The following is a 23,351-nucleotide window of genomic DNA, read 5'->3' as shown; positions in this document are numbered from 1 at the left end:
AGTTCCCCCTCTTCACCCGACGCGTTGTGCTTCGTGCAATGCCTGCACTGCTCGTGCCCGGCACCGCCACAGCGCAGTCCGGCGACCCGTCTCTGGCCGCGGCCGATTGCGTGATTCCCGCCAAGGCCGGCGGCGGCTTCGACCTCACCTGCACCCTCGCGCGCGATGCGCTGCAGGCGGTGCGCCCTTCGCGCTCGCCGCTCGGCCAGCGCTACCTGCCGGGCGGCATCGGCGCCGTCGCCTTCGACCGCATCGCCACCGGCCAGCTCGGCGGCGCAGGCACGCTGGTCGCGTTCTCCAGCGGCTCGCTGCTCAACCTGGCACAGGGCCGTTTCGGGCCGCACCCGCCGTCGGCCGTGCGCTGGATCGCCACGCTCGGCACCGACTACGGCGTGATCGCCGTGCACCGCGACTCGCCCTACAAGCGCCTGCAGGACCTGGTCGCCGCGCTGCGGCAAGACCCTTCGCGCATGACCTTCGGCGCGGGCGGCACGGTCGGCAGTCAGGACTGGGTGAAGGCCGCGCTGCTGGTGCGCGCCGCGGGCCGCGACCACAAGGCGATGCGCTTCGTTTCGTTCGAAGGCGGCGGCGATGCGCTGGGCGCGCTGCAGGGCAAGCACGTCGATGTGTTCCCCGGCGATGCGGCCGAGGCGCTGCAGGCCATCGCGGGCGGCGCGGCGGTGCGCCTGTTGGCCGTGCTGTCGGAAGCGCGGCTGGGCGGCGCGCTCACCGGCGTGCCGACCGCGCGCGAGCAAGGCGTGGACATCGTCTGGCCGACCGTGCGCGGCCTGTACCTGAGCGCGAACGTGCCCGAAGCTTCTGTGCGCGCCTGGACCGTCGCATTCGCCGAAGCCACGGCCGCGCCGGGCTATGCGGCGCTGCGCGAGCGGCACAGCCTTTATCCTTTCGCGCTCACCGGCGCCGCGCTCGACGACTACGTGCAGGCCCGCATCAAGACCTACCAGGCGCTCGCGGACGAGCTCGGATTGCGCCGCTGGAAGCCCTGAGCACACGAAGCAGCATCTCCATGACCGAAGACGACATCACCCAACACATCATCGACATGCTCGGCGGCGGCCACTTCCAGGTCGCCGACGACAACACCTTCTTCTTTCATGGCGCGGACAACAAGTTTCCCTTCGCGACCATCGTGACGAAGGACCACGAATCCGACAACGCTTCGAAGCTGAACCGGCCGGGCGTCTTCCGCCTGAACATCGGCGTCGGCAAGGAGAGCTTTCGCGCGCTGTTCGGCGAGCAGGAACCGACAGGCATCGACTACGCCGCGCTCGACCGGCTGATGCCGCATCCGGTGTACGGAAAGATGCACTGGGTCAGCGTGATCAACCCGAGCGACAGGACCTTCGAGACGGTGAAGCCGTTGATCGCCGAAGCCCGCAACCTCGCGGCCGCGCGAGACAAAACCAAGTAACCCGTCGGCGGCCGACCCTTGGTGCGCTCACGCCAAGTGGCGGGACAGCGATCTTCTCCGTAGCGGTTTCGGGGTGGATTCCGTCAAGACGCATGGCGCAGGCCTACAGCGGCGCGCAGTCTCCGCCGCTTACAACTGCAGGACACGAATAAGGAGCCGCGCCATGAGCCTGCAACACACGATCGACACCTTCGAGCCGCGCAATGCCGCGCCGTCCCGCGCCGGCTCCGAACGGTACTGGGCACCGTGCCTGGCCGTGGCGCTGGTGGCGATGTCTCTCTTCTACGTGACGTTGAAAGACCTGGTGCACGAGAGCGCGGCGCGCACGCCGGCCCCGCCACCTGCGGTCATGCCCGCCTATGTCGAGGCCACCCAATCGGCCGGCCGCCTCGGGTTGCCGGATTCGGTGAAGCGTTCATCGGTGGAGCCGGCCATGCCGGTGTTCCATCGCGCAGCGCCGGCGGACACCAACCTCGAGGCTTCCGTCGAGCCCGCCAAGGCGGCACCCTCCGTCACCGTGGTGATCAAGTGCGTCATGCCCGAGGGCGATGCGATCTATTCCGACGGCCCCTGCCCCGAGGGAGCCAGCGCGAGCACGCTGCGGCTGCCGCGCGACCTGCACGCATCGGCGAGCCAGTGAGCGCAGTCAGGCGGCAGGGAGCGGGAACTCCTCCGCACTGAAGACCGTGTGGAAAACGGTCCCGTCGAACATGTCGAAGAGCGCCTTGGATGCTTCGCGGCTTTCGTAGCGAACGGGTGAATCGAGCGCCCGCGCAATGTCCTCGCGGCTCGCGTAGCGGATGGACAGCACCATCGCGAGTTCAGGATCGCCCACATCGCTTTCCAGCTGGCGCAGCACGCGCACTTCGAGAGCGCCGGGAAAGCGGGTCCACAACGGCACGAGCGTCTCGTGCACATGGCGGTTGAAGGCCTGCTCCATGCCGGGCTTGACCTGCCCCTTGAAAAACGCGCAGCGGATGAACATGATTTTTCGCTTCCTGGATTGAATTCGATGGATGTGAATCGGTGCGTTCAGCCGCGGGCATAGCCGTCGAACTGCCGCATCATGGCCGCGGTGTCCTCGGACCCCAGCCCGGCCGCCACGAAGGTGCGATGCAGCTCCGAGACGATGCCCGCGAGCGGCAACGGCAGGCGTTGGCCTTGCGCAAAACCCTGGACCGCTTCGAGGTCCTTGAGCATGTTGTCGATGCGGCCGGTGGGCGTGTAGTCGCGCGCGGCCATCTTGGGACCGAACTCGCGCAGGATCTGGCTGTCGGCGCGGCCGCCGGCGAGGGCCGCGGGCAGCTTCGAGGCATCGACGCCGCCGGCTTCCGCGATCCGCACCGCCTCGGCCACGGCCTGGAAGCCGATGGCGCAAAGCAGCTGGTTGACGAGCTTGGTGGTCTGCCCGGCGCCGCTCTCGCCCATGTGGGTGTAGTTGGCGCACAGGCTGCCCATGACGGCGCGGGCGCGCGTCACGTCCTCCGCGCTGCCGCCCGCCATCACCGTCAGTTGCCCGAGCAGCGCCTTGGGCGCGCCGCCCGAGAGCGGCGCATCCACGAATCCCATGCCGGTGCGTTCGCGCAGCGTCTGCGCGATCCGGCGTGTGGACGGCGGATCGATGGAGGACATGTCGATCACCAGGCGTTGCGCATCCGCCGGTGCATCGGCCACGCCGTTCTCACCGAAGAGTGCGCGTTCGACCACGGCGGCCGCGTTGAGGCTCGTGATCACGAAATCGCTCGCAGCCGCTGCATCGGCCGCGGTCGGCGCGGCATGGGCGCCCTGCGCCTGCAGGGCCTGAACCTTGGCCTTGTCGAGATCGAACACGCTCACCGCGTGTCCGCACTCGAGCAATCGACGCGCAATGGCCGATCCCATGATGCCGACGCCGATCACGGCGACGCGCTGGCGGTTGAACGTCATGGTCAGAGACTGGCGGTGATGCCGCCGTCGACGTAGAGGATGTGGCCATTGACGAAGCTAGAGGCATCCGAGGCCAGGAAGATGGCCGCGCCGCCCAGCTCCTGCACATCGCCCCAGCGGCCGGCCGGCGTGCGGCCCGAGAGCCACGCGGTGAAGGCTTCGTCGTTCACCAGCGCTTCGGTGAGTTCGGTCTTGAAGTAGCCGGGGCCGAGGCCGTTGACCTGGATGCCGTGCTTGCCGAGGTCGATGGCCATGCCCTTGGTGAGCATCTTCACCGCGCCCTTGGTGGCGGCGTAGGGCGCGATGTTGGGCCGGCCCAGTTCGCTCTGCACCGAGCACACGTTGATGATCTTGCCGCGCTGGCGCTCGATCATTCGCTGCGCCACGAAGCGGCCGACGAGGAACACGCTGTCGATGTTGGTGGTGGTGATCTTGTGCCAGGCATCGATCGGAAACTCGGCGAAGGGGCCGCGGTGCTGCATGCCGGCGTTGTTGACGAGGATCTCGATCGGGCCGATCTCCGCTTCGATGCGGGCCACGCCGGCTTCCACGGCAGCGGCGTCGGTGACGTCGAAGGACACGGCCTCGGCCGCCACGCCCTGGGCGCGCAATGCATCGCGGGCCGCGGTGAGCCAGGCGGCATCGCGCGCATTGAGCACGACGCGCGCACCGGCTGCACCGAGCGCCGCCGCCAGCGCGAAGCCGATGCCCTTGCTGGAGCCGGTGATGAGGGCGATGCGCCCGGACAGGTCGAACAGTTTCAAGAAAAGCTCCTTGCGAAGGAAAGCGGATGCGGGGTTGGTGCGTGACAGCTTTTTTAAGTTACCGGTATCTTCAAAAGCCGTCAATGGGTGAAACCTGCATTCCATCTCTCCCTTGCGGCCACTAGAGTTACCGATACCTTATTTGCGATAGCACCGCAGGAGAACCGTTTGACCGCTGCCACCCCATCCCCGCACGTGCTGATGCCCGGCACCTACCCCGAATGGGACATGGCGCCCCTGCGGTCGCAGTACACGCTGCATCGCTTGTGGGAGGCGCCCGACCGGAAGGCCTTCATCGCCGAACACGCGCCGAACATCCGCGCGGTGGCCACGCGCGGCGAACTGGGCGCGAACGCCGAACTCATCGCCGCCCTGCCCGCCCTGGAGCTGATCGCCTGCTACGGCGTCGGCACCGACGGCATCGACCTCGCCGCCTGCCGCGCGCGCGGCATCCGCGTGACCAACACGCCCGACGTGCTCAACGGCGACGTGGCCGACCTCGCTGTCGGGCTCACGCTGGCGCTGCAGCGGCGCATTCCGGCCGGCGATGCCTTCGTGCGCAGCGGTGCCTGGGCCAACGGCGGCATGCCGCTGACCACGCGCGTCTTCGGCCAGCGCATCGGCATCGCGGGCTTCGGGCGCATCGGCAGTGCCATCGCGCGGCGGCTGTCGGGCTTCGATGTCGAGCTGGGCTACTTCAACCGCACGCCGAAGGCGGACAGCCCGCACCTCCACTTCGCCAGCCTGACGGCCATGGCCGACTGGTGCGATGTGCTCATCGTCATCCTGCCGGGCGGCGAGGCCACGCGGGGCATCGTCAACGCGGAAGTGCTGCAGGCGCTGGGGCCCGCCGGCTGGCTTGTGAACGTGTCGCGCGGCACCACGGTCGACGAGGGCGCGCTGCTGCAGGCGCTCGAGGAGAAAGCCATTGCTGGCGCTGCGCTCGACGTGTTCCTCAACGAGCCGCGCATCGACCCGCGCTTCGCGGCGCTCGACAACGTGGTGCTGCATCCGCACCATGGCAGCGGCACCGAACAGACGCGCCGCGCCATGGGCGAACTGGTGCGCCGCAACCTGCAGGCGCACTTCGGCGGCCTGCCTCTCATCACCCCCGTGGCCTGAAGGAAAAATTCCATGCGTATGCGTTGTATGTGCCTCGTGATCCATGCGCCGGACGACCTCCGGCTCGACGAACAGGACGCCGGCGAAATCGGCCCCGGCCAGGTGCTGGTGAAGGTCGGCATGGGCGGCATCTGCGGCTCCGACCTGCACTACTTTCACAACGGCGGCTTCGGCACGGTGCGCATCAAGGAGCCGATGGTGCTGGGCCATGAAGTGGCGGGCACCGTGGCCGCGGTGGCGCCGGGCGTGGAGAGCGTGCGCATCGGCGACAAGGTCGCCATCAACCCGAGCCGGCCGTGCGGCGCCTGCAAGTTCTGCCTCGAAGGCCTGCCCAACCAGTGCCTGGAGATGCGCTTCTACGGCAGCGCGATGCGCACGCCGCACGTGCAAGGGGCGTTCCGCAACATGCTGCTGTGCGAGGCCACACAGTGCGTGAAGGTGGCCGACCATGTGCCGCTTCGCCTCGCGGCGTTGGCCGAGCCGTTCTCGGTGGGGCTGCACGCGGTGTCGCGTGCCGGTTCATTGCTGGGCAAGCGCGTGCTGGTGTCGGGCTGCGGCCCCATCGGCGTGCTGGCGATTGCGGCGGCGCGCGTGCACGGCGCGGCCGAGATCGTCGCGACCGACATGGTCGACGAGCCGCTCGCGATCGCACGCGCCATCGGCGCCGACGGCACCATCAACGTCGCGCAGGACAAGACGTGGGTGTCGCGCTACGCGGCCGACAAGGGCACGTTCGACGTGATGCTCGAATGCTCGGGCAACGAACGCGCGCTGCGCGATGGGCTCGAGGTGATGCGCCCGCGCGGCATCGTCGTGCAACTGGGCCTGGGTGGCGACGTGAGCATTCCGCAGAACATGGTGGTCGCCAAGGAGCTGAGCATCTGCGGCTCGTTCCGCTTTCATGCGGAGTTCGCGCTTGCGGTGCGGCTCATCAACGAAGGGCGGATCGACCTGTCGCCGGTGGTGTCGCACACCTTCCCGATGCTGAAAGCGCGCGATGCCTTCGAGCTGGCGAGCGACCGGAAGCAGGCGATGAAGGTGCTGATCGATTTTGCGGACGTCGGGGAAGCCGCAACCGCCTGAGCCTGTGCGGGAGCGGCCTCAGGAACTCTCGCGCTGGGTGATCTGGAACGGGATCATCACCGTCTCCGGCGGCGGGCGATGGCCGTCGACGGCGCCATCCATCACGCGCAGCAGCAGCTCGCCCGCCGCCTTGCCAAGGCCCACGCAATCCACCGCCACGGTGGTGATGCGCGGATGGCAGGCGCGCGCGACTTCGAAGTCGCCGAAGCCCGCGATCGCGATGCGGCCCGGCACATTCCAGCCGCGGCGCTGGCATTCCATCAGGGCGCCGAACGCCGAGAGGTCCGACACGCAGAGCACCGCGTCCACGTCGGGCCATTGGCGGATCAACTGCGCCACCGCTTCGCCGCCCTGCGCCATCGAGATCGGCGGCTGGCCGAAGCTGATCACGCGGCTGTCGGGCAGGCCGAGTTCGCGGATCGCCTGCGCATAGCCGCGCTGCCGGTCGGCACCGCGCGTGTCGCGGTTCGAGGTGCCGCCGATGAACGCGATGCGCCGGTAGCCCTGGCCATGCAGGTGCCGCACCATGGCGCCGGCCGCCTCCGCATTCGAGAAGCCGACCGTGTGCTCCACCGGTTGGTCGGGCAGGTCCCACGTCTCGACCACCGGCACGCCGGCCGCTTGCAGCATGGCGCGCGCGGCGGGGGTGTGCGAGCCGCCGGTGAGGATCACGCCTTCGGGCCGGCGCGCAAGCATCGCGCGCAGCAGGCGCTCTTCGTTCTCCACGCGGTAGTCGGTGTAGCCCAGCAGCACCTGCAGGCCGCGCGCTTCCACGGCCGCGGTGATGCCCTGCGCCGTCTCTGAAAAGTTGGAGTTGTTCAGCGACGGAATCAGCACCGCGATGAAGCCCGAGCGCTTGCTGGAGAAGGTGCGCGCCGTCTGGTCGATCACATAGCCCATGTCCTCGCAGGCCTGCAGGATGCGCTGGCGCAGCGCCTCGGAGGTTGCGCGGTCACTGCCCGCGCTGCGGTTGAGCGCGCGCGACACCGTCATCTTCGAGACGCCCACGCGCGCGGCCACATCGGCCATCGTTGCCGGGCGGGACGGGGGAACGGGGGCTTTGGTCGGGGGCAAGGTGCTCTCTCTGGAATGGGGTCTGAGGATATGCGAGGGATGCGAATGAGTCGGCAGATACCGATAACCAAAAATCCGCTTCCTTGATTCGATCCTCCGACCTCTGAAATTGCGGAAATTCTAGAGTGATGACCGGCTGCATCCGTGTTCGGGAAAAGCCTAGGTTACCGGTATCACTTTCGATGCCAGACTTCGGCCATGACCATCGAAGTCTTCGACGCCCGTTTCGCATCCGTGGCCCATGGCTCACCCGCGCTCGAACGCCTGTGCACCGGGGCCGCATGGAGCGAAGGCCCCGTGTGGATGCGCGAGGACGACTCGGTGCTCTGGAGCGACATTCCCAACAACCGCATGCTGCGCTGGCACGCCGAGAGCGGCATGACCGTGTGGCGCGAAGGCGTGGAGTTCACCAACGGCCACACGCGTGAGGCCGATGGCGCCCTGCTCCATTGCTCGCACGGCCGGCGCGCCATCGTGCGCACGCGCTTCGGCCCCGACCTCGTGCCATTGGCCGACGAGGTGGTCGTCGACCGCTACCAGGGCCGGCGCCTCAACTCGCCGAACGACGTGGTCGTGAAGCGCGACGGCAGCATCTGGTTCACCGATCCGCCCTACGGCATCGTCTCGGACCATGAAGGCCACAAGGCCGAGAGCGAACTGGGCCGCAACCATGTCTTTCGCTTCGACCCCGCCAACGGCGCGCTGCGCTCGGTGAGCGACTTCATCGAGGAGCCGAACGGCCTGGCCTTCTCGCCCGACGAAAGCATTCTTTATGTGAGCGACACCTCGGCCGCGCTGCGCACCGACGGCTCGGGCCACCACCACATCGTCGCCTTCGATGTGATCGGCGGGCAGGACCTCGCCAACCCGCGCGTGTTCGCCGTGGTGAACCCGGGGCTCTCCGACGGCTTTCGCGTCGATGTGAACGGTTTTCTCTACACGAGCAGTGCCGACAGCGTGCAGGTCTACCACCCCGACGGTACGCGCATGGCGCGCATCGCAGTGCCGGAGAAGGTGGGCAACCTGACCTTCGGCGGCAGCGGCGGCAGCGGCGGCAGCGACGGCAACGAGCTCTACGTGTGCGCCTCTACCTCGCTTTATCGCATCCGCCTCCACACACGCGGAGCGACGTGACCATGAACGCGCCCTTGCTGCAATTCCAGTCCCTGTGCAAACGCTTCGGCGGCACGCAGGCCGTGGACCACGTGACGCTCGATGTGCACGCCGGCGAAATCCTCGCGCTGCTCGGTGAGAACGGCGCGGGCAAGTCCACGCTCATCAAGCTGCTCGCGGGCATCTATCCCGCGGACCAGGGCGAGATTCTTTTCGACGGCCAGCCGCAAGCCGCATGGCGTCGCACCGACCGCCGCGAGCAGCCCGTCGCGTTCATCCACCAGGACCTGGGCCTTGTCGAATGGATGACCGTCGCGGAGAACGTGGGCCTGGGCACCGGCTACCCACGCCGCTTCGGGCTCATCGACTGGTCCGCCGCGAACGACACCGCGCGCCGCGTGATGGCGCGCGTGGGCTGCGACATCGACCCCGGTCGCCGCGTGTTCTCGCTCACGCGGGCCGAGAAATCGTTGCTCGCCATCGGCCGCGCGCTCGAGGTCAAGGCCCGCCTGCTGGTGCTCGACGAACCCTCGGCCAGCCTGCCGATGAGCGACGTGGAGCGCATGTTCGGCGTGCTGCGCGAACTGCGCCGGCAGGGCATGGCGATGCTCTACGTGTCGCACCGGCTGGACGAAGTGATGGCCATCTCCGACCGCGCGGCCGTGATGCGCGACGGCAAGCTGGTGGCGGTGAAGACCACCGCCCACACCAACGAAGGCGAGCTGGTCGGGCTGATCGTCGGCAAGGCGCTGTCGGCCTCGGTGCCCAAGGCGAACGTTCCCGCAGACAGCGCGCCGGTGCTGCAACTGGACGGCGCGGCCAGCGGCAATGCCGGCCCGCTGAGCCTCTCTGTGCACCGCGGCGATGTGCTGGGCCTCGTCGGCCTGCGCGGCGCGGGGCACGAGGCCATCAGCCGCGCGATCTTCGGGCGCGAGCCGTTGTCGGCGGGGCGGATGCGGCTGCTCGGCAAGGAATGCGATTTCACCTGCCCCGCCGATGCGATTCGCGCGGGCGTGGCGTATGTCGCCGGCGAACGCCTTGAAGAAAACCTCGCCGGCTCGATGACAGTGCTGGAGAACCTGTTCCCCAACGCCGCGCTGCATGGCGATCGCGGGCTGGCCTTCGACCGCCCGCGCCGCGAGAACGACAACGCGCTCTCGTTGATCCGCCGCTTCGACATCAACCCGCCCGCGCCGTCGGCCGAGGTGCAGCAGCTTTCGGGCGGCAACCAGCAGAAGGTGGTGCTGGCGCGATGGTTCCATCTCGACAAACCGCTCGTGGTGCTCGAAGAGCCCACGGCTGGCGTCGACGTGGGTGCCAAGCGGCAGATCTACGGCGTGCTGCGCGAGCGCGCGGAGGCCGGCACCGCGCTGGTGGTGGTCTCCACCGATTTCGAGGAAATCGCGACCGTGTGCACCCGCGTGCTCGTCTTCCGCGACGGGCTGATCGCCGCCGAACTGACGGGCGATGCGATCACGGTGGAAAAACTTTTGGCATTGGCAGCAGGCGCCGTCGTGGCGCACGAGGAAATTTCCGCATGAGCAGTTCAATCAAATCCACCGCCCTCGAGCCCGACAAGTCGCTCGACGGCGAGGCCGTTTCCCTCGCGCAGCGCATCGGCCGCGCGATGCCGGTCTACGGACTCGTGGCGCTGATGGTGGGCCTCGCCCTGCTGTTCTCGCTGCTGCTGCCCGACACCTTTCCGACGCTGTTCAACCTGCGCGCGATCCTGGCCGACAAGTCGGTGATCGCGCTGCTGGCGCTCGCGGCGACCATTCCGATGATCACCGGCAAGATCGACCTCACCGTGGGCTACGGCATCGTGCTGTGGCACATCCTGGCGATCAGCCTGCAGACGCAACTGGGCCTGCCGTGGCCCGCGGCGGTGCTCATCGTGTTGCTGTGCGCGGCCTTGTTCGGCGTGCTCAACGGCCTCCTGGTCGAGCTCGCGCAGATCGATTCCTTCATCGCCACGCTGGGCACCGGCACGGTGATCTATGCGGTCGCGATGTGGCACAGCGGCGGACGCCAGGTGGTCGGCGACCTGCCCGACGGCTTCGTCGGCATCGCGGGCGGCAGCCTGCTGGGCCTGCCCGTCGGCGCGTTCTACGTGGTCGCGGTGAGCGTCACGCTCTGGGTCGTTACCGAGTTCACGCCGCTGGGGCGCGCGCTGTACGTGATCGGCGCCAACCCGAAGGCGGCGCAGCTCAACGGCATCGCGGTGCGCAAGCACGTGATGGGCGCCTTCGTCGCCTCGGGCCTGCTCTCGGGTTTTGCGGGTGTGCTGCTCGCCTCGCGCCTGCAGATCGGGCAGGCCAGCGTGGGACTCGAATTCTTGCTGCCGGCGCTGGTCGGCGCCTTTCTCGGCTCCACCACCATCCGGCCGGGCCGGGTGAACGTGTGGGGCACGCTGGTGGGCGTGGCGATTCTGGCGATCGGCATCTCGGGCATCCAGCAGTTCGGCGGTGCCTTCTATGTCGAGCCGCTGTTCAACGGACTCACGCTGCTGGTGTCCATCGGCATCGCGGGCTGGGCGCAGCAGCGGCGCAACCGCTCGATCAAGCGGCGCATCGCCGAGCGCCAGCTCGACCATGCGCAACAACCGGTTCCCTCAACGCCGTCGAAGTGACGGTTCACCGCAACGACTGGAGACAAGCATGAAGAAGAAGAGTGAGAAGCGTGTGGTTCCCGCGCGCACCGTCGCCGCCGCCGTGCTGGCGCTGTGCGCCGCCGCGCTGGCGCCCAAGGCGATGGCCGACGACTTCCTGGACGCCGCGAAGAAGAAGGTCGAGATCGCCACCATGACCAAGGAAAAATGGGACGGCCCCACCACCGGTCCCAAGGCCGCCGCAGGCAAGACCATCGTCTTCGTCGCGGGCGACATGAAGAACGGCGGCATCGTGGGCGTCAGCAAGGGCGTGGAGGAAGCGGCGCGCGCCATCGGCTGGACGGTGCGCGTCATCGACGGCCAGGGCACGGTCAGCGGACGCACCGCGGCGCTCAACCAGGCACTGGCCGTCAAGCCCGCGGGCATCGTGGTCGGCGGCTTCGACACCACCGAGCAGAAGGCGGCGTTCGCTGGCGCGGCCAAGTCGGGCATTCCGCTGGTCGGCTGGCACTCGGGCGAGCAGCCCGGGCCGAACGACAAGGCCGGCCTCTATGCCAACGTGACCACCGTGACCGACGACGTGGCCGATGTCGCCGCCTCGTGGGTGGTGGCCGATTCGGGCGGCAAGGCCGGCGTGGTGATCTTCACCGACTCGCAGTACGCCATTGCGCTCTACAAAGCGCGCGCGATGGAAGCGGTCATCAAGAAGTGCGGCGGCTGCACCGTGCTGAGCTTCGAGGACAGCCCGATTTCCGAAAGCTCCACCCGCATGCCGCAGCTCACCACCTCGCTGCTGCAGCGCTTCGGCGACAAGTGGACGCACTCGCTGGCCATCAACGACCTGTACTTCGACTTCATGGGCCCCTCGCTCACCGCGGCAGGCAAGAAGGGCGACGGATCGCCCAAGGCTGTGTCGGCCGGCGACGGCTCCGAAGCCGCCTATCAGCGCATCCGCACACAGCGCTACCAGGCCGGCACGGTGCCCGAGCCGCTCAACATGCAGGGCTGGCAGATCGTCGACGAACTCAACCGCGCGTTCGCCAAGGAGAAGTGGTCGGGCTATGTGCCCAAGGTGCACCTGGTGACGACGGGCAACGTGGGCAAGGACGGCGGGCCGAAGAACGTGTTCGATCCGGACAACGGCTACCGCGCGCAGTACAAGGCGGTGTGGGTGCCCGCGCCGAAGTAGGCGCCATCGGTGGCGATGGAACGACCCACGCCACCAGCGAAGCTTGCGCTTCGCAAGGCCTGCAGGCCGCGCTCAGGCCGCCTTCAGGAACACGTCATGGTCGGGCGCGAAGTTGGCATGCAGCGGCAGCATCGCGCCGCCGAGCGCACATGCCTGCGCGCCCACCCTGCCACCATGCAACTGCGGAGGCCATAGCCCCTCCCAGTTGCATTGCGCGAGCGCGGCGCGCGTCTGGTCGAGCAAGGCCTGCAGCAATGCACGCGACATGGAACCGTCCATCACCACGTCGGCCAGATCGAGCACCGCGGTGCTGCTGACGATGGCGTGCGCCAGTGCCAGCGATGCGGAGCCGAGCCAGGCCTGCGTCGCCGCAGCAAACGGGGGCTGCAGCGCGCGGTCGTCGTAGGCCGCGGTGGGATCGAGCCCTTCGCCTTGCAGGCGCTGCTCCAGCTCCCACAGCGAGGCCTCGGCCATCACCTGCGGCGGCAGTGCGCCATCGGCCCGCACCGACTGCATCGGCAATGAAGCCAGCGCGCCCGCGTTGCTGTGCGCGCCCGTGTGCAGGTGCGAGTTGATGACCAGCCCGCCGCCCACGAAGGTGTCCACGAAGATGTAGAGAAAGCTCTTCAGGTCGTGCCCGCGTCCGCCGACGAGTTCGGCCACGCAGGCGGCCACCGTGTCGCGCGCGAAGCTCACCGGCACTTCGGTGCGCGCCCGCACTTCGGCCAGCAGGTCCATCTGGTTCCACTCGTCCGACTGCGCCTTCGAGAGGCCCAGGGTGCGATGCCAACCGCCGAGCAGGAACGGCGCGGCCAGGCCCACGCCGACGTTGCGCGCGGCCAGCGGGCCGAGCCCATCACGCAGCCGATGGATGTGCTCGGCAATCGCCGGCAGCAGCGCATTCGCATCGGGGAAGTCGTAGCTCATCGCGTGGCGCTCGCGCACCTGTGCGGTGAAATCGATCAGCAGCCATTCGGCGCCGCGCCGCCCCACCTTGATGCCGACGGCGAATGCGCCATCGGGGTTCAGCGCCAGCGGCACCGAGGGCTGCCCGATGCGCCCGCGCACCCGGCTCTGCTTGACGATGAGTTGGTCTTCCTCGAGCCGCGCGGTGATGAGCCCGATGGTCTGCGCGCTCAGCCCCGTCAGCCGCGCGAGGTCGGCCTTGGGCAGGCTCGTGTGAACGCGCAGCGCCTGCAGCACCACGCGCTCGTTGAACTGGCGCATGCCGACCTGGTTGGAGCCGCGCGGACGCAGCAGGTCGGGCGGGCGCGCAGAAGAAACTTCTGCATCAGGCATGCGCCTCCGCGGGCAGTTGGTCGGCAGTCATGGCGCCGGTCATCACGGCCACCGTGTCGCTCATGCTGATCTTCTTGGGGTTGAGCACCGCCGCGCGCTTGCCCAGCCGCGCGACGTGAATGCGATCGGCCACCTCGAACACATGCGGCATGTTGTGGCTGATGAGCACCACCGGCAGGCCGCGGTCGCGCACGCGGCGGATGAGTTCGAGCACCATGTTGCCCTCCTTCACACCGAGCGCGGCAGTGGGCTCGTCCATGATGACCACGTGCCGCGCGAAGGCCGCGCTGCGCGCCACCGCCACGCACTGGCGCTGGCCGCCCGAGAGGGTTTCGACCGCCTGCGTCATCGACTGGATGCCGACCTTCAGGTCCGCCATGCGCGCGGCGCTTTCCTGCAGCATCTTCTTCTTGTCGAGCATGCGCAGCACGTTGCCGAGGAACCCGGGACGACGCAGTTCGCGACCGAGGAAGAGGTTCTCGTAGATGGTCATCGCGGGCGCGACGGCCAGGTCTTGGTAGACCGTCTCGATGCCCGCACGCCGCGCATCGAGCGGATTGCGAAAGTGCACCGGCGCGCCGTCGAGCAGGATCTCGCCCTCGTCGGGAATGGTCGCGCCCGAGAGCGCCTTGATGAGCGAGGACTTGCCCGCGCCGTTGTCGCCGATCACCGCGAGGATTTCGCCCTCGCGCAGTTCGAAGTCGACGCCATCGAGCGCGGTGACCTGGCCGTAGCGCTTCACGAGCCCCTTGGCCTGCATGACGATCTTTGGGTTGGCTACGGTGTTCATCAGCGTGCCCCCTTGCGCGAGAGTTGATCGGCCGCCACCGCAAGAATCACGAGCACGCCCGTCACCAGCACCTGGTAGATCGACGACACGCCCATCAGCGTGAGCCCGTTGCGGAACACGCCCACGATCAGCACACCGATGAGCGAGCCCAGCACGATGCCGCGGCCGCCGAAGAGGCTGGTGCCGCCGAGCACCACGGCCGTGATGGCGTCCAGGTTCTCGGTCTGCCCCGCATTCGGATCGCCCACGCCGGTGCGCGCCACCGACAGCAGCGAGGCGATGCCGTACAGCACGCCCGCCGCCACGTACACGCCCAGCAGCACGCGCTGCGTCGGAATGCCCACGAGGCGCGTGGCCTCGGCGTTGTTGCCCACCGCATAGATGTGGCGGCCCGCGCCCGTCTCGCGAAGCACGAACCACGCGAGCCCGTAGAGCGCCACCATCAGCACCGAGCCCCACGCCACTTCGGCGCTGCCGATGGCGAAGGTGGTGCCCAGCCCCGTGAGGCCGGCGGGCAGATCGGTGATGGTCTGCGACGACGAATAGAGCTGCGTGATCGCGAACGCGATGTTCAGCGTGCCCAGCGTCACGATGAAGGGCGGCAGCTTGATGCGCGTGACCAGGAGGCCGTTGATGAGGCCGAACAGCGTCGTCACGCCGATGCCGCAAAGAATGGCGATCGGCACCGGCATGCCGAGTTCGGTCGCGAACTTCGTCATGATGATGCCGCCCAGCGCCATCACCATGCCGCACGACAGGTCGATGCCGGCCGTGAGGATGATCAGCGTCTGGCCGATGGCGATCACGCCGACCACCATCACCTGCTGCAGGATGAGCGACAGGTTCTCGCCGGTCAGGAACCGGTCGGACTGCGTCGCGAAGAAGATGCATGCGCCGAGCAGGGCCAGCCACGGCCCCAGGGCGCCCCACGGAATGTGGTGCGTTGCTGCTGCGGATTTCGCCATCGATGTGTTCTCTCTGGGACTACCCGCCGCTTACTTCTTGCCCCAGCACAGCTCGGCGCCGGTCTTGGTGTCCTTGCTGTCGACGCCCGCCACGCTCTTGCCGGCGATCAGCGTCACGCCGGTGTCGACGTAGCCCGAAGCCTTCTTGCCGGTCTTGGCGAACTCGACGCCCGCCGCCACACCCATCGCGGCCATCTTCAGCGGGTACTGCTGCGAGGTCGCGGCGATGATGCCGGCGTGGGTGTCCTTGATGCCCTGGCAGCCGCCGTCCACAGAGACGATCAGCACGCCCTTCTCCTTGCCCGCGCGCTTGAGCGCGTTGTAGGCACCGGCCGCGGCGGGCTCGTTGATCGTGTAGACCAGGTTCACCTCGGGCGCCTTCTGCAGGCAGTTTTCCATCACCGTCTGCGCCTTGGCCTGGTCGCCGAAGCTGTCCGCCATGCAGACGATTTCGGGCGCCTTCGAGAGTTCGTTCGACTTCGCGTCGTTGGCCGGGAGGCCGAAGCCCTTCATGAAGCCGTTGTGGCGCTGCGCGCCGACCGGGTGGCCCGGCAGCAGGTCGAGCGCGACGATCTTGGGCGTCTTGCCGGCCATCGCGGCCTTGGCGTATTCGCCGATGAGCACGCCGGCGGTGTAGTTGTTGGTGGCGAAGAGCGCGTCGGTCGCATCCGGCGGATCGGCCGGGCTGTCGAGCGCGATCACCATGATCCCCTTGTCGCGCGCCTTCTTGATCGCCGGCACGATCGCCTTGGCGTCGCTCGGCGTGATGAGGATGGTCTTGGCGCCGGCCGCGATCATGTTTTCCATCGCGGTGATCTGGCCCGCGTTGTCGCCATCGGCCTTGCCCGCACCGGAGAGCAGCTTGGCGCCGAGCTTCTTGGCTTCTTCCTGCGCGCCCTCTTTCATTTTCACGAAGAAGGGGTTGGTTTCGGTCTTGGTGACGAGGCCGATGACCGGCTCGCCGGCGGCGAAAGCCGTGGATGCGGCAACGGAGAGGATGGCGAGGGCCAGGGTGGAGCGGCGGCGGCTGCGCGAACTGAACATGGTTGGTCTCCTTGGCAGGCAATGCGCCTGTGGCTTGTTGAACGGGGCCAACTATGTTTCAGGGAGCCGACTAAATCAAGTGCTTGTAGTTATCGGAAACCCGCACTTGCGGCGCACCGCGAAAGTCAACTCACCGCTCAGCCACGGCCTGTCGCGCCGCTTCGTTCGACCTGCTCCAGTTTCACCACGCGCCATGCGCAAAGGCTGCCCACCACAGCCAACACCGCCGCCGCGGTGAACATCGCCCGATAACCAAGTTCCTGCGCCACGGCCCCACCAAGCAACACACCCAGCACCCCGCCGAACCCATAACCGATCACCGTAAAGAGCGCCTGCCCTCTCCCCCGCAACCGCCCTGGAAAGCGCCGCGACACCACGGCGATGCACGTCGTGTGATGCGCCGCGAAGCTCAGCGCATGCAGCCATTGCGCGACGACCAGCGCGGCGATGAAGCCACCCAGCCCTGCGGTGAGCCCCAGCCGCGCGACGGCCGCGATGCTGCACACCAGCATCCAGCGCGGCATCGGCAACAAGCCGATGAGCCGGCCCTGCAAAAAGAACCAGACGATCTCCGCCACCACCGACAGCGCCCACAGAAGGCCGATGGTGCTCTTGCCGTAGCCGATCGAGTCGAGGTAGAGCGAGAAGAACGCGTACACCGAAAAGTGCGACATCACCTGGAAGAACAGCGACGCGAAGAACCACCGCACCACCGGGTTGCGCAGCACGGGGCCGATGGGCTCCTTCACGGCATCGTGCGCCGCCACGGGTTCGCGCACGTCGGGCAGCTTCAGGGTGGCGATGAGCACGATGACCAGCGTGCCGGCCGCCCAGGCCGGAAAGTGCTTCATGCCGAAGCGCTCGAACCACTCGCCCGCGAAGAACACCGTGACGAGGAAGCCGGCCGAGCCGCAGAGCCGGATGCGCCCATAGCGCCCCCAGTCGCCAGCCACCAATTGCGCCATGGCCGCTTCGGTGAGCGACATCATCGAACTGGTGTGGGTGAACATCACGAGCAGCACCAGCGCGAGCCACCATGCGCCGCCGTGCCACCAGAGCCCGAAGGAGCTGACCAGCGCCACGGCCGCGCTGAAGCGCAGCAGCATCACGCGGTGGCCGGTGTGGTCGCTGAGCGCGCCCCAAGCGTAGGGTGCGAACACGCGCGTGACCGATTGCACCGAGGCCAGCAGGCTGATCGTGAAGATCGGCAGCCCCAGGTCCTTGAGCCACAGCGGCAGGTAGGGGTTGAAGAAACCGATGTGCGCGAAATAGCTGGCCGACAGACCAGCGAATGCCAGCAGGTGGCCGCGCTGGGCGGCCACGGGTGGCGGGGCGGACACTAGAGGAAGGACGCCTGCGGGGACGCGGCTTCGGTCTTCTGCGCGTCGGTCTGCACGTCGCCGCATTGGGCGCGGTTGCGCAGCACGTGCTCCATCACCACCAGCGCGAGCATCGCCTCTGCAATGGGCGTCGCGCGGATGCCCACGCAGGGGTCGTGGCGGCCCTTGGTGACCACCTCGACGGGGTTGTTGTGGATGTCGATCGATTGGCGCGGGCTGATGATCGAGCTCGTGGGCTTGATCGCGATGCTCACCTCGAGGTCCTGCCCCGAGCTGATGCCGCCCAGGATGCCGCCCGCGTTGTTGGTGACGAAGCCGGTCGGCGTGATCGAGTCGCCGTGCGTGGTGCCGCGCTGGGTGACGCTGTCCCAGCCGGCGCCGATTTCCACCGCCTTCACTGCGTTGATGCCCATCATCGCGTAGGCGATTTCGGCGTCGAGCTTGTCGAAGAGCGGTTCGCCCAAGCCGATGGGCACGTTCGTCGCGGTGACGCGGATGCGCGCGCCGCACGAATCGCCGGCCTTGCGCAGGCGGTCCATGTAGTCCTCCAGCGCGCTCACATCGGCGATGGGGGCGAAGAAGGGGTTGTGGGGCACGTGGTCCCAGCTTTCGAAGGGAATCGCGATTTCACCGATCTGCGTCATGCAGCCGCGAAACACCATGCCGTATTTTTCGGCCAGCCACTTCTTGGCGACCGCGCCGGCCGCCACCATCGGCGCCGTGAGCCGCGCCGAGGAGCGCCCGCCGCCGCGCGGATCGCGGATGCCGTATTTCTTCCAGTAGGTGAAGTCGGCGTGCCCGGGGCGGAACTGCTCGGCGATCTTGCCGTAGTCCTTGCTGCGCTGGTCGGTGTTCTGGATCAGGAGGGCGATGGGGGTGCCGGTGGTCTTGCCTTCGTACACGCCGGAGAGGATCTGCACCGCATCGGGTTCGTTGCGCTGCGTGACGTGACGGCTGGTGCCGGGGCGGCGGCGGTCCAGATCGCCCTGGATGTCGGCCTCGCTCAATGCCATGCCCGGGGGGCAGCCGTCGATGACGCAGCCGATGGCCGGGCCGTGCGATTCGCCGAAATTGGTGACCGCGAAAAGTGTTCCGAAAGTGTTGCCGCTCATGGCCGGGATTATCCCTACAAAGCGGCCGCCCCCTCAGCCGGTCGTGCTTTCGGACGTGTTCTCGAGGCGCTTCGTGAGCGCGCCCACCTGCAGCTCGATGGCGAAGAGCCGCTCGTTCAGCACGGCCGTCTGCAGGCGGAGGGCCTCGACGATGGCCTTGGTCTGCGGGTCGGTGGTGTTCTCGGCCAGTTCGGCCAGGTCGTGCAGCTTCTTGCGCAGTTCGTTGCTCATGGGAGGCTCCGTTGGTCTCGTCGTGGAAGCCCCAGTATGGGTGTTCGTCAGCGCTCCGGCAATGCGGCGGCACCCGGTGTTCGAGGGGCATTGGCCTCCCCCGCCCCGCGCAATCGGAAGGCGACGAGCCCGGCCACGACCAGCAGCACGGCCGCGCAGATGCCGGCCGTCAGGCGCAGGCCGTGCAGCAGCGCGGCGCGGCCCGCGTCGAGCAGTTCGGCGCCCGCGCTTCCGGTGAGCTGGGAGGCCAGCGCCACCGCGCCGCCGAGCGTGCTGCGCGCCGCTTCCACCTCGGCCGCACCCGCCAGCCCCGCAGGCACCGCATCGGCCATCGTGCTGCGGTAGATCGCCGCGCCGATGCTGCCCAGGATCGCGATGCCCAGCGCCCCGCCGAATTCGGAACTGGTTTCCGAAATGGCCGAGGCCACGCCGGCCCGCTCGGGCGGTGCGCTGCCCACGACCACGTCGGTGGCCAGCGTGAACACCGGCGCGAGGCCGAGCGACGAGATGACCGCGCTCCCCACCATCCAGGCCAGCCCGCCTTGTGCAGGGAGCACGATGAGCATCGCGAAACCCATGGCCGCCACGGCGAGGCCGCCGCCCATCACATAGGCCGGCCGCATGCGCCGCACGAGCGCGGACACGACCATCGACCCCACGATGAAAGCCGCCGCGCTCGGCACGCTCCAAAGTCCCGCATGCAGCGGCGACAAGCCGAGCACAAGCTGCAGGTACTGGGCGTTGTAGAGAAAGAGCCCGAACATCACGAAGCACGCGAGCATGTAGGCCGCGAGCGAGACGGTGAAGGCCGGCAGGCGAAAGAGCTGCAGGTCGATCATCGGATTGGCGAGCCGCTTCTGCCGGCGCGCGAACATCCAGCCAAGGGCCGCGCCCACCATGATCGACAGCGCCGGCTCCACGTCGGGCCCGTGCTCGGCGATCTGCTTGATGCCGTAGATGACGGCCAGCACCGCCGCCAGCGACAGCGCCACGCTGGCCAGGTCGAGCCGCCCCGCCTCCGGGTCGCGGTACTCGGGCAGAAGGAGCGGTCCGAGCACCAGCAAGAGCACCATCACCGGCACGCCGATGAGGAACACCGAGCCCCACGGAAAGAACTGCAGCAGCACCCCGCCCAGCACCGGCCCGATGACGGCACCGGCCGAATAGCTGGAGATCCACACGCCGATGGCCACGGTGCGCTGCGCCGGGTCGAGGAACATGTTGCGGATCAGCGAGAGCGTCGATGGCGCGAGCGTCGCGCCCGCCACGCCGAGCAGCGCGCGCGTGGCGATGAGCATGTTCGCGCTGGTCGAAAAAGCCGCCAGCATCGAGGCGATGCCGAACGCGGCCGCGCCGATGAGCAGCAGCCGGCGCCGGCCGATGCGGTCGCCCAGCGTGCCCATGGTGACCAGGAGGCCCGCGACGAAGAAGCCGTAGATGTCGACGATCCAGAGCAACTGCGAGGCTGTGGGCTTGAGCTCCTCGCTGATCGCCGGGATCGCGAGGTTCAGCACCGTGAGGTCCATCGAATAGAGCATGCACGGCAGCGCGATGACGGCCAGGCCGGTCCATTCGCGCACCGTGGCGCGGGGGGGCGGCGACGCGGGATGCGCGCCGCTCATGGCGTTCGCGCTCCGCCGCCCCTGACCCGCCGCACCTCGATGCTGCTGAAGCGCGCGGATGGAATTCCGGCGGCGAGCTCCAGTGCTTCCTCGTCGCTCCCGGCTTCGACCAGATAGAAGCCACCGAGGTATTCGCTGGTCTCGGCAAAGGGGCCGTCGGTGACGGAGAGCTTGTTGCGGCGCATGCGCACGACGGTCGCCGTCTCGGCGGGCTGCAGCGCTTCGGAGGCGACGAGCTTGCCGCGGGCCTGCAGGGCCAGGTCGTAGTCGAGGTGTTCGTTCACGTAGTTGTCCATTTCGCGCGGTGAGAAGTGAGAGGTCTGATCGTCGGTGCCGTAGATGATGCAGAGGTACCTCATGCCGCTCTCCTTTGAAGGGTTTCTACCGGCCGCACCTCGATGGCCCCGTAGCGCGCCATGGGAATGCGCCCCGCCAACTGGATCGCGGCATTGAGGTCGCGCGCCTCGATCAGGATGAAGCCACCGAGCTGCTCGCGCGCCTCGGCGTACGGGCCGTCGACGTGCGAGCGCTTGCCGCCCCGCACCTGCACGACCTTGGCGGTCTTCACGGATTCGAGCGCGTTCGAGGCGATGTAGTGGCCGGCCCTTTCGAGCTCGCGGTCGTAGGCGTGGGACTCGTCGCCCAGGGCCTTGAGTTCGTCGGGCGGCATCGTGTCGATCACCGCTTCGTCGTAGTGAACGAGGCAGAGGTATTTCATGGCGCTATCTCCTTGAAGTCCTTGAAGATGGAATGTGGACACCACTGGTCGATTGGCGATGGCGGAAATCGACATGCCCGGCACGAGCGGCATCAAAAAAATCTACTTGAGGTGCAGCAGGGTCAGTTGCCGCTCCAGGAATTGCCGCTCGGGCAACTGGCGCGCCAGCGACAGCGCGCGCTCGTAGGCGGTGCGCGCTTCGCCGATGCGGCCCAGGCGTCGGCACAGCTCGGCGCGGGCGCCGTGGGCCAGGTGGTAGTCGGCCAACTCGCCGCGCGCGAGCAGCGCATCGATGAGCGCCAGCCCCGCCGCGGGGCCGTCGCGCATGGCGATGGCGGCGGCACGGTTGAGCTCGGCCACTGGCGATGGATCGAAGCGCAGCAGCACGTCGTAGAGGCCAACGATCTGCGGCCAATCCGTGGCAGCAGCCTCGCTGGCTTCCGCATGCACGGCGGCGATGGCGGCCTGCAGCGCATAGGGGCCGAAACGGCGTGACAGCAATGCGCGCTCGACCAGCGCGGCGCCCTCCCCGATCTGCGCCCGGTTCCAGAGGCTGCGGTCCTGCGCGTCGAGCAGCACGAGCTCGCCTTGGGGCGACGTGCGGGCCGCGCGGCGCGAGTCGTGCAGCAGCATCAGCGCAAGCAGGCCAATCGCCTCGGGGTCGGGCAGCAGGTCGACCAGCAGCCGGCCCAGCCGGATCGCTTCGGCCGAGAGATCGGCGCGCGTGACGCTCTCGCCCGACGAGGCCGCATAGCCTTCGTTGAACACGAGGTACACCACGCGCAGCACCGCATCGAGCCGCTCTGGCAACTCGGCCAGCGACGGCACCTGATACGGAATGCGCGCATCGCGGATGCGGGCCTTGGCGCGCACGATGCGCTGGGCGATGGTGGGCGCGGGCACGAGAAAGGCACGCGCGATTTCCTCGGTGGCGATGCCGCAGACCTCGCGCAGCGTGAGCGCCACCTGCGCATCGGGCGCGAGCGCGGGGTGGCAGCAGGTGAAGACGAGGCGCAGGCGGTCGTCTTCGAGGTCTTCGACGGTGTCGTCGTCCCATGCCAGCGCGGGGTCTGCGAGCGCCGCGGTGTGCTCGACCGCGTCGTCCCACGCGGTGAAGCGCGCCTGCCGGCGGATGCCGTCGATGGACTTGAATCGCCCCGCCGACACCAGCCAGGCGCGCGGGTTCGCGGGGACGCCATCGCGCGGCCATTGTTCGAGGGCGCTGCGGAAGGCGTCGTGCAGCGCCTCTTCGGCCAGGTCGAAGTCGCCGAGCAGCCGCACCAGCGTGGCGAAGATGCGGCGCGACTCGGTGCGGTAGATCGCGTCGATGGCGTCGGCGACCGCTGCGGTCATGCGGTGGCGCTGCCCAGCCAGTCTTCGAGCTTGACGAGGGCGCCGCTCCAGCCGTGGTTGTGGCCGTCGCGCGCCGCTTCATCGAAGAACTGTTCGTGCATGAGCACGAGTTCGCAGCCGTCGCCGTCGGGCTCGATCTGCACCGTGACGCGCGATTCGCGCTCGGGCGTGCTGCGCCAGGCCCAACTGAAGACGAGCTTGCGGTTCGGCACGACCTCCAGGTAGGTGCCGCTCACATCGTGCGTCTCGCCGTCGTCGGCCAGCATCGTCACGCGAAAGCGGCCGCCGACGCGCAGGTCGACGTCCACGAGCGGCACCGAGACGATTTCGCCAGGTCCGAACCAGAGCTTCAGCGCTTGCGGGTCGGTCCAGGCGCGCCAGACTTTGTCGGGCGCGACGCGGTAGTGCCGGCGGAGGGTGAGCGAGGGACGCTCCTTGTCGGGGGGGTCTCGGTCGGCAGGTGGTGCCATTCGGTCTGCTCCTGGTGGTAGAGAAAGCGCGCCAGTGCATCGAGGCGCCCGGTCCAGAATTTCTCGTAGCGCGACAGCCACGCCGCAGCTTCCTGC

25 protein-coding genes are annotated in these 23,351 nt (G+C 68.3%); 9 read left to right on the top strand and 16 right to left on the bottom strand.

Translation table 11 applies throughout. The features are described 5' to 3' along the window. The first annotated feature begins 38 nt into the window (after nt 1-38). The 3 genes from QF040_RS02205 (at nt 39) to QF040_RS02195 (ending at nt 2,072) form a co-directional block, all read left to right on the top strand. Nucleotides 39-1,007, top strand: a complete 969-nt coding sequence (locus QF040_RS02205; RefSeq protein ID WP_429609626.1) for a tripartite tricarboxylate transporter substrate binding protein — start codon at nt 39-41, stop codon at nt 1,005-1,007. 20 nt (nt 1,008-1,027) lie between these two features. Further along, nucleotides 1,028-1,432: a DUF6194 family protein gene (locus QF040_RS02200; RefSeq protein WP_429609624.1), complete on the top strand. Its 405-nt coding sequence runs from the start codon at nt 1,028-1,030 to the stop codon at nt 1,430-1,432. 163 nt (nt 1,433-1,595) lie between these two features. Further along, entirely contained in the window at nt 1,596-2,072 is a 477-nt protein-coding gene (locus QF040_RS02195) for a hypothetical protein (RefSeq protein ID WP_429609623.1), read from the top strand. Nucleotides 2,073-2,078: 6 nt separating this feature from the next. Here the strand turns inward: QF040_RS02195 and QF040_RS02190 are convergent, their stop codons facing one another. From QF040_RS02190 to QF040_RS02180, 3 genes are read right to left on the bottom strand one after another with little or no spacing between them, the layout of a single operon-like run. Then, on the bottom strand, nt 2,079-2,417 hold the full coding sequence (locus QF040_RS02190) for a hypothetical protein (protein ID WP_429609621.1): 339 nt from the start codon (nt 2,415-2,417) through the stop codon (nt 2,079-2,081). Between the two features lie 47 nt (nt 2,418-2,464). Beyond that, nucleotides 2,465-3,358, bottom strand: coding sequence for an NAD(P)-dependent oxidoreductase (locus tag QF040_RS02185; RefSeq protein WP_429609619.1), 894 nt, complete (start codon nt 3,356-3,358; stop codon nt 2,465-2,467). 2 nt (nt 3,359-3,360) lie between these two features. Then, a complete protein-coding gene (locus QF040_RS02180; RefSeq protein WP_429609617.1) occupies nt 3,361-4,122 on the bottom strand; it encodes an SDR family oxidoreductase in 762 nt (253 codons plus the stop codon). Between the two features lie 168 nt (nt 4,123-4,290). Here QF040_RS02180 and QF040_RS02175 point away from each other — a divergent pair, with 168 nt between their 5' ends. Further along, complete coding sequence (locus tag QF040_RS02175) at nt 4,291-5,244, top strand: 2-hydroxyacid dehydrogenase (protein WP_429609615.1); 954 nt, start codon at nt 4,291-4,293, stop codon at nt 5,242-5,244. A 12-nt stretch (nt 5,245-5,256) separates the two neighbouring features. Next, nucleotides 5,257-6,327 carry an L-idonate 5-dehydrogenase gene (locus QF040_RS02170; protein WP_429609613.1) on the top strand — a complete coding sequence of 357 codons (1,071 nt, stop codon included), beginning with the start codon at nt 5,257-5,259 and terminating at the stop codon, nt 6,325-6,327. A gap of 18 nt (nt 6,328-6,345) precedes the next feature. Here the strand turns inward: QF040_RS02170 and QF040_RS02165 are convergent, their stop codons facing one another. Beyond that, nucleotides 6,346-7,356 (bottom strand): LacI family DNA-binding transcriptional regulator, encoded by a 1,011-nt coding sequence (locus tag QF040_RS02165; RefSeq protein WP_429614603.1) that lies wholly within the window; start codon nt 7,354-7,356, stop codon nt 6,346-6,348. 243 nt (nt 7,357-7,599) lie between these two features. On the opposite strand from QF040_RS02165, the gene QF040_RS02160 reads away from it, so the two are divergent. From QF040_RS02160 to QF040_RS02145, 4 genes are read left to right on the top strand one after another with little or no spacing between them, the layout of a single operon-like run. Then, nucleotides 7,600-8,535, top strand: a complete 936-nt coding sequence (locus tag QF040_RS02160) for an SMP-30/gluconolactonase/LRE family protein (RefSeq protein WP_429609612.1) — start codon at nt 7,600-7,602, stop codon at nt 8,533-8,535. 2 nt (nt 8,536-8,537) lie between these two features. Next, nucleotides 8,538-10,055: a sugar ABC transporter ATP-binding protein gene (locus tag QF040_RS02155; RefSeq protein WP_429609611.1), complete on the top strand. Its 1,518-nt coding sequence runs from the start codon at nt 8,538-8,540 to the stop codon at nt 10,053-10,055. After that, the gene (locus tag QF040_RS02150; RefSeq protein WP_429609610.1) at nt 10,052-11,143 is read left to right on the top strand and encodes an ABC transporter permease; all 1,092 of its coding nucleotides are present in this window, start codon (nt 10,052-10,054) and stop codon (nt 11,141-11,143) included. Before QF040_RS02155 ends, QF040_RS02150 begins: the two co-directional genes overlap by 4 nt. A gap of 28 nt (nt 11,144-11,171) precedes the next feature. Next, nucleotides 11,172-12,311, top strand: coding sequence for an ABC transporter substrate-binding protein (locus tag QF040_RS02145; protein WP_429609609.1), 1,140 nt, complete (start codon nt 11,172-11,174; stop codon nt 12,309-12,311). Nucleotides 12,312-12,383: 72 nt separating this feature from the next. Here the strand turns inward: QF040_RS02145 and QF040_RS02140 are convergent, their stop codons facing one another. From QF040_RS02140 to QF040_RS02085, 12 genes are all read right to left on the bottom strand, one after another. Then, the gene (locus QF040_RS02140) at nt 12,384-13,610 is read right to left on the bottom strand and encodes an ROK family transcriptional regulator (RefSeq protein ID WP_013540711.1); all 1,227 of its coding nucleotides are present in this window, start codon (nt 13,608-13,610) and stop codon (nt 12,384-12,386) included. Further along, the gene (locus QF040_RS02135; protein WP_013540710.1) at nt 13,603-14,400 is read right to left on the bottom strand and encodes an ATP-binding cassette domain-containing protein; all 798 of its coding nucleotides are present in this window, start codon (nt 14,398-14,400) and stop codon (nt 13,603-13,605) included. The genes QF040_RS02140 and QF040_RS02135 overlap by 8 nt, the downstream gene beginning before the upstream one ends. Further along, a complete protein-coding gene (locus QF040_RS02130; RefSeq protein ID WP_013540709.1) occupies nt 14,400-15,365 on the bottom strand; it encodes an ABC transporter permease in 966 nt (321 codons plus the stop codon). The genes QF040_RS02135 and QF040_RS02130 overlap by 1 nt, the downstream gene beginning before the upstream one ends. A 30-nt stretch (nt 15,366-15,395) precedes the next feature. Then, nucleotides 15,396-16,409: a sugar ABC transporter substrate-binding protein gene (locus QF040_RS02125; protein WP_429609606.1), complete on the bottom strand. Its 1,014-nt coding sequence runs from the start codon at nt 16,407-16,409 to the stop codon at nt 15,396-15,398. 137 nt (nt 16,410-16,546) lie between these two features. Further along, nucleotides 16,547-17,749 (bottom strand): MFS transporter, encoded by a 1,203-nt coding sequence (locus QF040_RS02120; protein ID WP_429609605.1) that lies wholly within the window; start codon nt 17,747-17,749, stop codon nt 16,547-16,549. Beyond that, complete coding sequence (gene aroC, locus QF040_RS02115; protein WP_429609604.1) at nt 17,749-18,861, bottom strand: chorismate synthase; 1,113 nt, start codon at nt 18,859-18,861, stop codon at nt 17,749-17,751. Before aroC ends, QF040_RS02120 begins: the two co-directional genes overlap by 1 nt. Before the next feature lie 33 nt (nt 18,862-18,894). Further along, nucleotides 18,895-19,092: a hypothetical protein gene (locus QF040_RS02110; RefSeq protein WP_429609603.1), complete on the bottom strand. Its 198-nt coding sequence runs from the start codon at nt 19,090-19,092 to the stop codon at nt 18,895-18,897. Nucleotides 19,093-19,139: 47 nt separating this feature from the next. Next, nucleotides 19,140-20,714: an MFS transporter gene (locus QF040_RS02105; protein WP_429609601.1), complete on the bottom strand. Its 1,575-nt coding sequence runs from the start codon at nt 20,712-20,714 to the stop codon at nt 19,140-19,142. Beyond that, on the bottom strand, nt 20,711-21,073 hold the full coding sequence (locus QF040_RS02100) for a YciI family protein (RefSeq protein ID WP_429609599.1): 363 nt from the start codon (nt 21,071-21,073) through the stop codon (nt 20,711-20,713). Before QF040_RS02100 ends, QF040_RS02105 begins: the two co-directional genes overlap by 4 nt. Then, on the bottom strand, nt 21,070-21,432 hold the full coding sequence (locus tag QF040_RS02095; protein ID WP_206178429.1) for a YciI family protein: 363 nt from the start codon (nt 21,430-21,432) through the stop codon (nt 21,070-21,072). Before QF040_RS02095 ends, QF040_RS02100 begins: the two co-directional genes overlap by 4 nt. 102 nt (nt 21,433-21,534) lie before the next feature. Next, nucleotides 21,535-22,785, bottom strand: a complete 1,251-nt coding sequence (locus QF040_RS02090; RefSeq protein ID WP_429609598.1) for an RNA polymerase sigma factor — start codon at nt 22,783-22,785, stop codon at nt 21,535-21,537. Further along, nucleotides 22,782-23,255 (bottom strand): SRPBCC family protein, encoded by a 474-nt coding sequence (locus tag QF040_RS02085; RefSeq protein ID WP_429609596.1) that lies wholly within the window; start codon nt 23,253-23,255, stop codon nt 22,782-22,784. Before QF040_RS02085 ends, QF040_RS02090 begins: the two co-directional genes overlap by 4 nt. Between the last annotated feature and the right edge of the window lie 96 nt (nt 23,256-23,351).

It is taken from the genome of Variovorax sp. W2I14 (assembly GCF_050435205.1).
GTDB lineage: Bacteria > Pseudomonadota > Gammaproteobacteria > Burkholderiales > Burkholderiaceae_C > Variovorax > Variovorax paradoxus_C.
This window is presented reverse-complemented; position numbering and strand designations above follow the sequence as displayed.

Excerpts from the sequence above, each read along its gene's own strand:
- QF040_RS02205 (WP_429609626.1), top strand. The coding sequence starts at position 39 with ATGCCTGCACTGCTCGTGCCCGGCACCGCCACAGCGCAGTCCGGCGAC.
- QF040_RS02200 (WP_429609624.1), top strand. The coding sequence starts at position 1,028 with ATGACCGAAGACGACATCACCCAACACATCATCGACATGCTCGGCGGC.
- QF040_RS02195 (WP_429609623.1), top strand. The coding sequence starts at position 1,596 with ATGAGCCTGCAACACACGATCGACACCTTCGAGCCGCGCAATGCCGCG.
- QF040_RS02190 (WP_429609621.1), bottom strand. The coding sequence starts at position 2,417 with ATGTTCATCCGCTGCGCGTTTTTCAAGGGGCAGGTCAAGCCCGGCATG.
- QF040_RS02185 (WP_429609619.1), bottom strand. The coding sequence starts at position 3,358 with ATGACGTTCAACCGCCAGCGCGTCGCCGTGATCGGCGTCGGCATCATG.
- QF040_RS02170 (WP_429609613.1), top strand. The coding sequence starts at position 5,257 with ATGCGTATGCGTTGTATGTGCCTCGTGATCCATGCGCCGGACGACCTC.
- QF040_RS02165 (WP_429614603.1), bottom strand. The coding sequence starts at position 7,356 with ATGGCCGATGTGGCCGCGCGCGTGGGCGTCTCGAAGATGACGGTGTCG.
- QF040_RS02160 (WP_429609612.1), top strand. The coding sequence starts at position 7,600 with ATGACCATCGAAGTCTTCGACGCCCGTTTCGCATCCGTGGCCCATGGC.
- QF040_RS02155 (WP_429609611.1), top strand. The coding sequence starts at position 8,538 with ATGAACGCGCCCTTGCTGCAATTCCAGTCCCTGTGCAAACGCTTCGGC.
- QF040_RS02150 (WP_429609610.1), top strand. The coding sequence starts at position 10,052 with ATGAGCAGTTCAATCAAATCCACCGCCCTCGAGCCCGACAAGTCGCTC.
- QF040_RS02145 (WP_429609609.1), top strand. The coding sequence starts at position 11,172 with ATGAAGAAGAAGAGTGAGAAGCGTGTGGTTCCCGCGCGCACCGTCGCC.
- QF040_RS02140 (WP_013540711.1), bottom strand. The coding sequence starts at position 13,610 with ATGCCTGATGCAGAAGTTTCTTCTGCGCGCCCGCCCGACCTGCTGCGT.
- QF040_RS02135 (WP_013540710.1), bottom strand. The coding sequence starts at position 14,400 with ATGAACACCGTAGCCAACCCAAAGATCGTCATGCAGGCCAAGGGGCTC.
- QF040_RS02130 (WP_013540709.1), bottom strand. The coding sequence starts at position 15,365 with ATGGCGAAATCCGCAGCAGCAACGCACCACATTCCGTGGGGCGCCCTG.
- QF040_RS02125 (WP_429609606.1), bottom strand. The coding sequence starts at position 16,409 with ATGTTCAGTTCGCGCAGCCGCCGCCGCTCCACCCTGGCCCTCGCCATC.
- aroC (WP_429609604.1), bottom strand. The coding sequence starts at position 18,861 with ATGAGCGGCAACACTTTCGGAACACTTTTCGCGGTCACCAATTTCGGC.
- QF040_RS02110 (WP_429609603.1), bottom strand. The coding sequence starts at position 19,092 with ATGAGCAACGAACTGCGCAAGAAGCTGCACGACCTGGCCGAACTGGCC.
- QF040_RS02105 (WP_429609601.1), bottom strand. The coding sequence starts at position 20,714 with ATGAGCGGCGCGCATCCCGCGTCGCCGCCCCCCCGCGCCACGGTGCGC.
- QF040_RS02100 (WP_429609599.1), bottom strand. The coding sequence starts at position 21,073 with ATGAGGTACCTCTGCATCATCTACGGCACCGACGATCAGACCTCTCAC.
- QF040_RS02095 (WP_206178429.1), bottom strand. The coding sequence starts at position 21,432 with ATGAAATACCTCTGCCTCGTTCACTACGACGAAGCGGTGATCGACACG.
- QF040_RS02090 (WP_429609598.1), bottom strand. The coding sequence starts at position 22,785 with ATGACCGCAGCGGTCGCCGACGCCATCGACGCGATCTACCGCACCGAG.
- QF040_RS02085 (WP_429609596.1), bottom strand. The coding sequence starts at position 23,255 with ATGGCACCACCTGCCGACCGAGACCCCCCCGACAAGGAGCGTCCCTCG.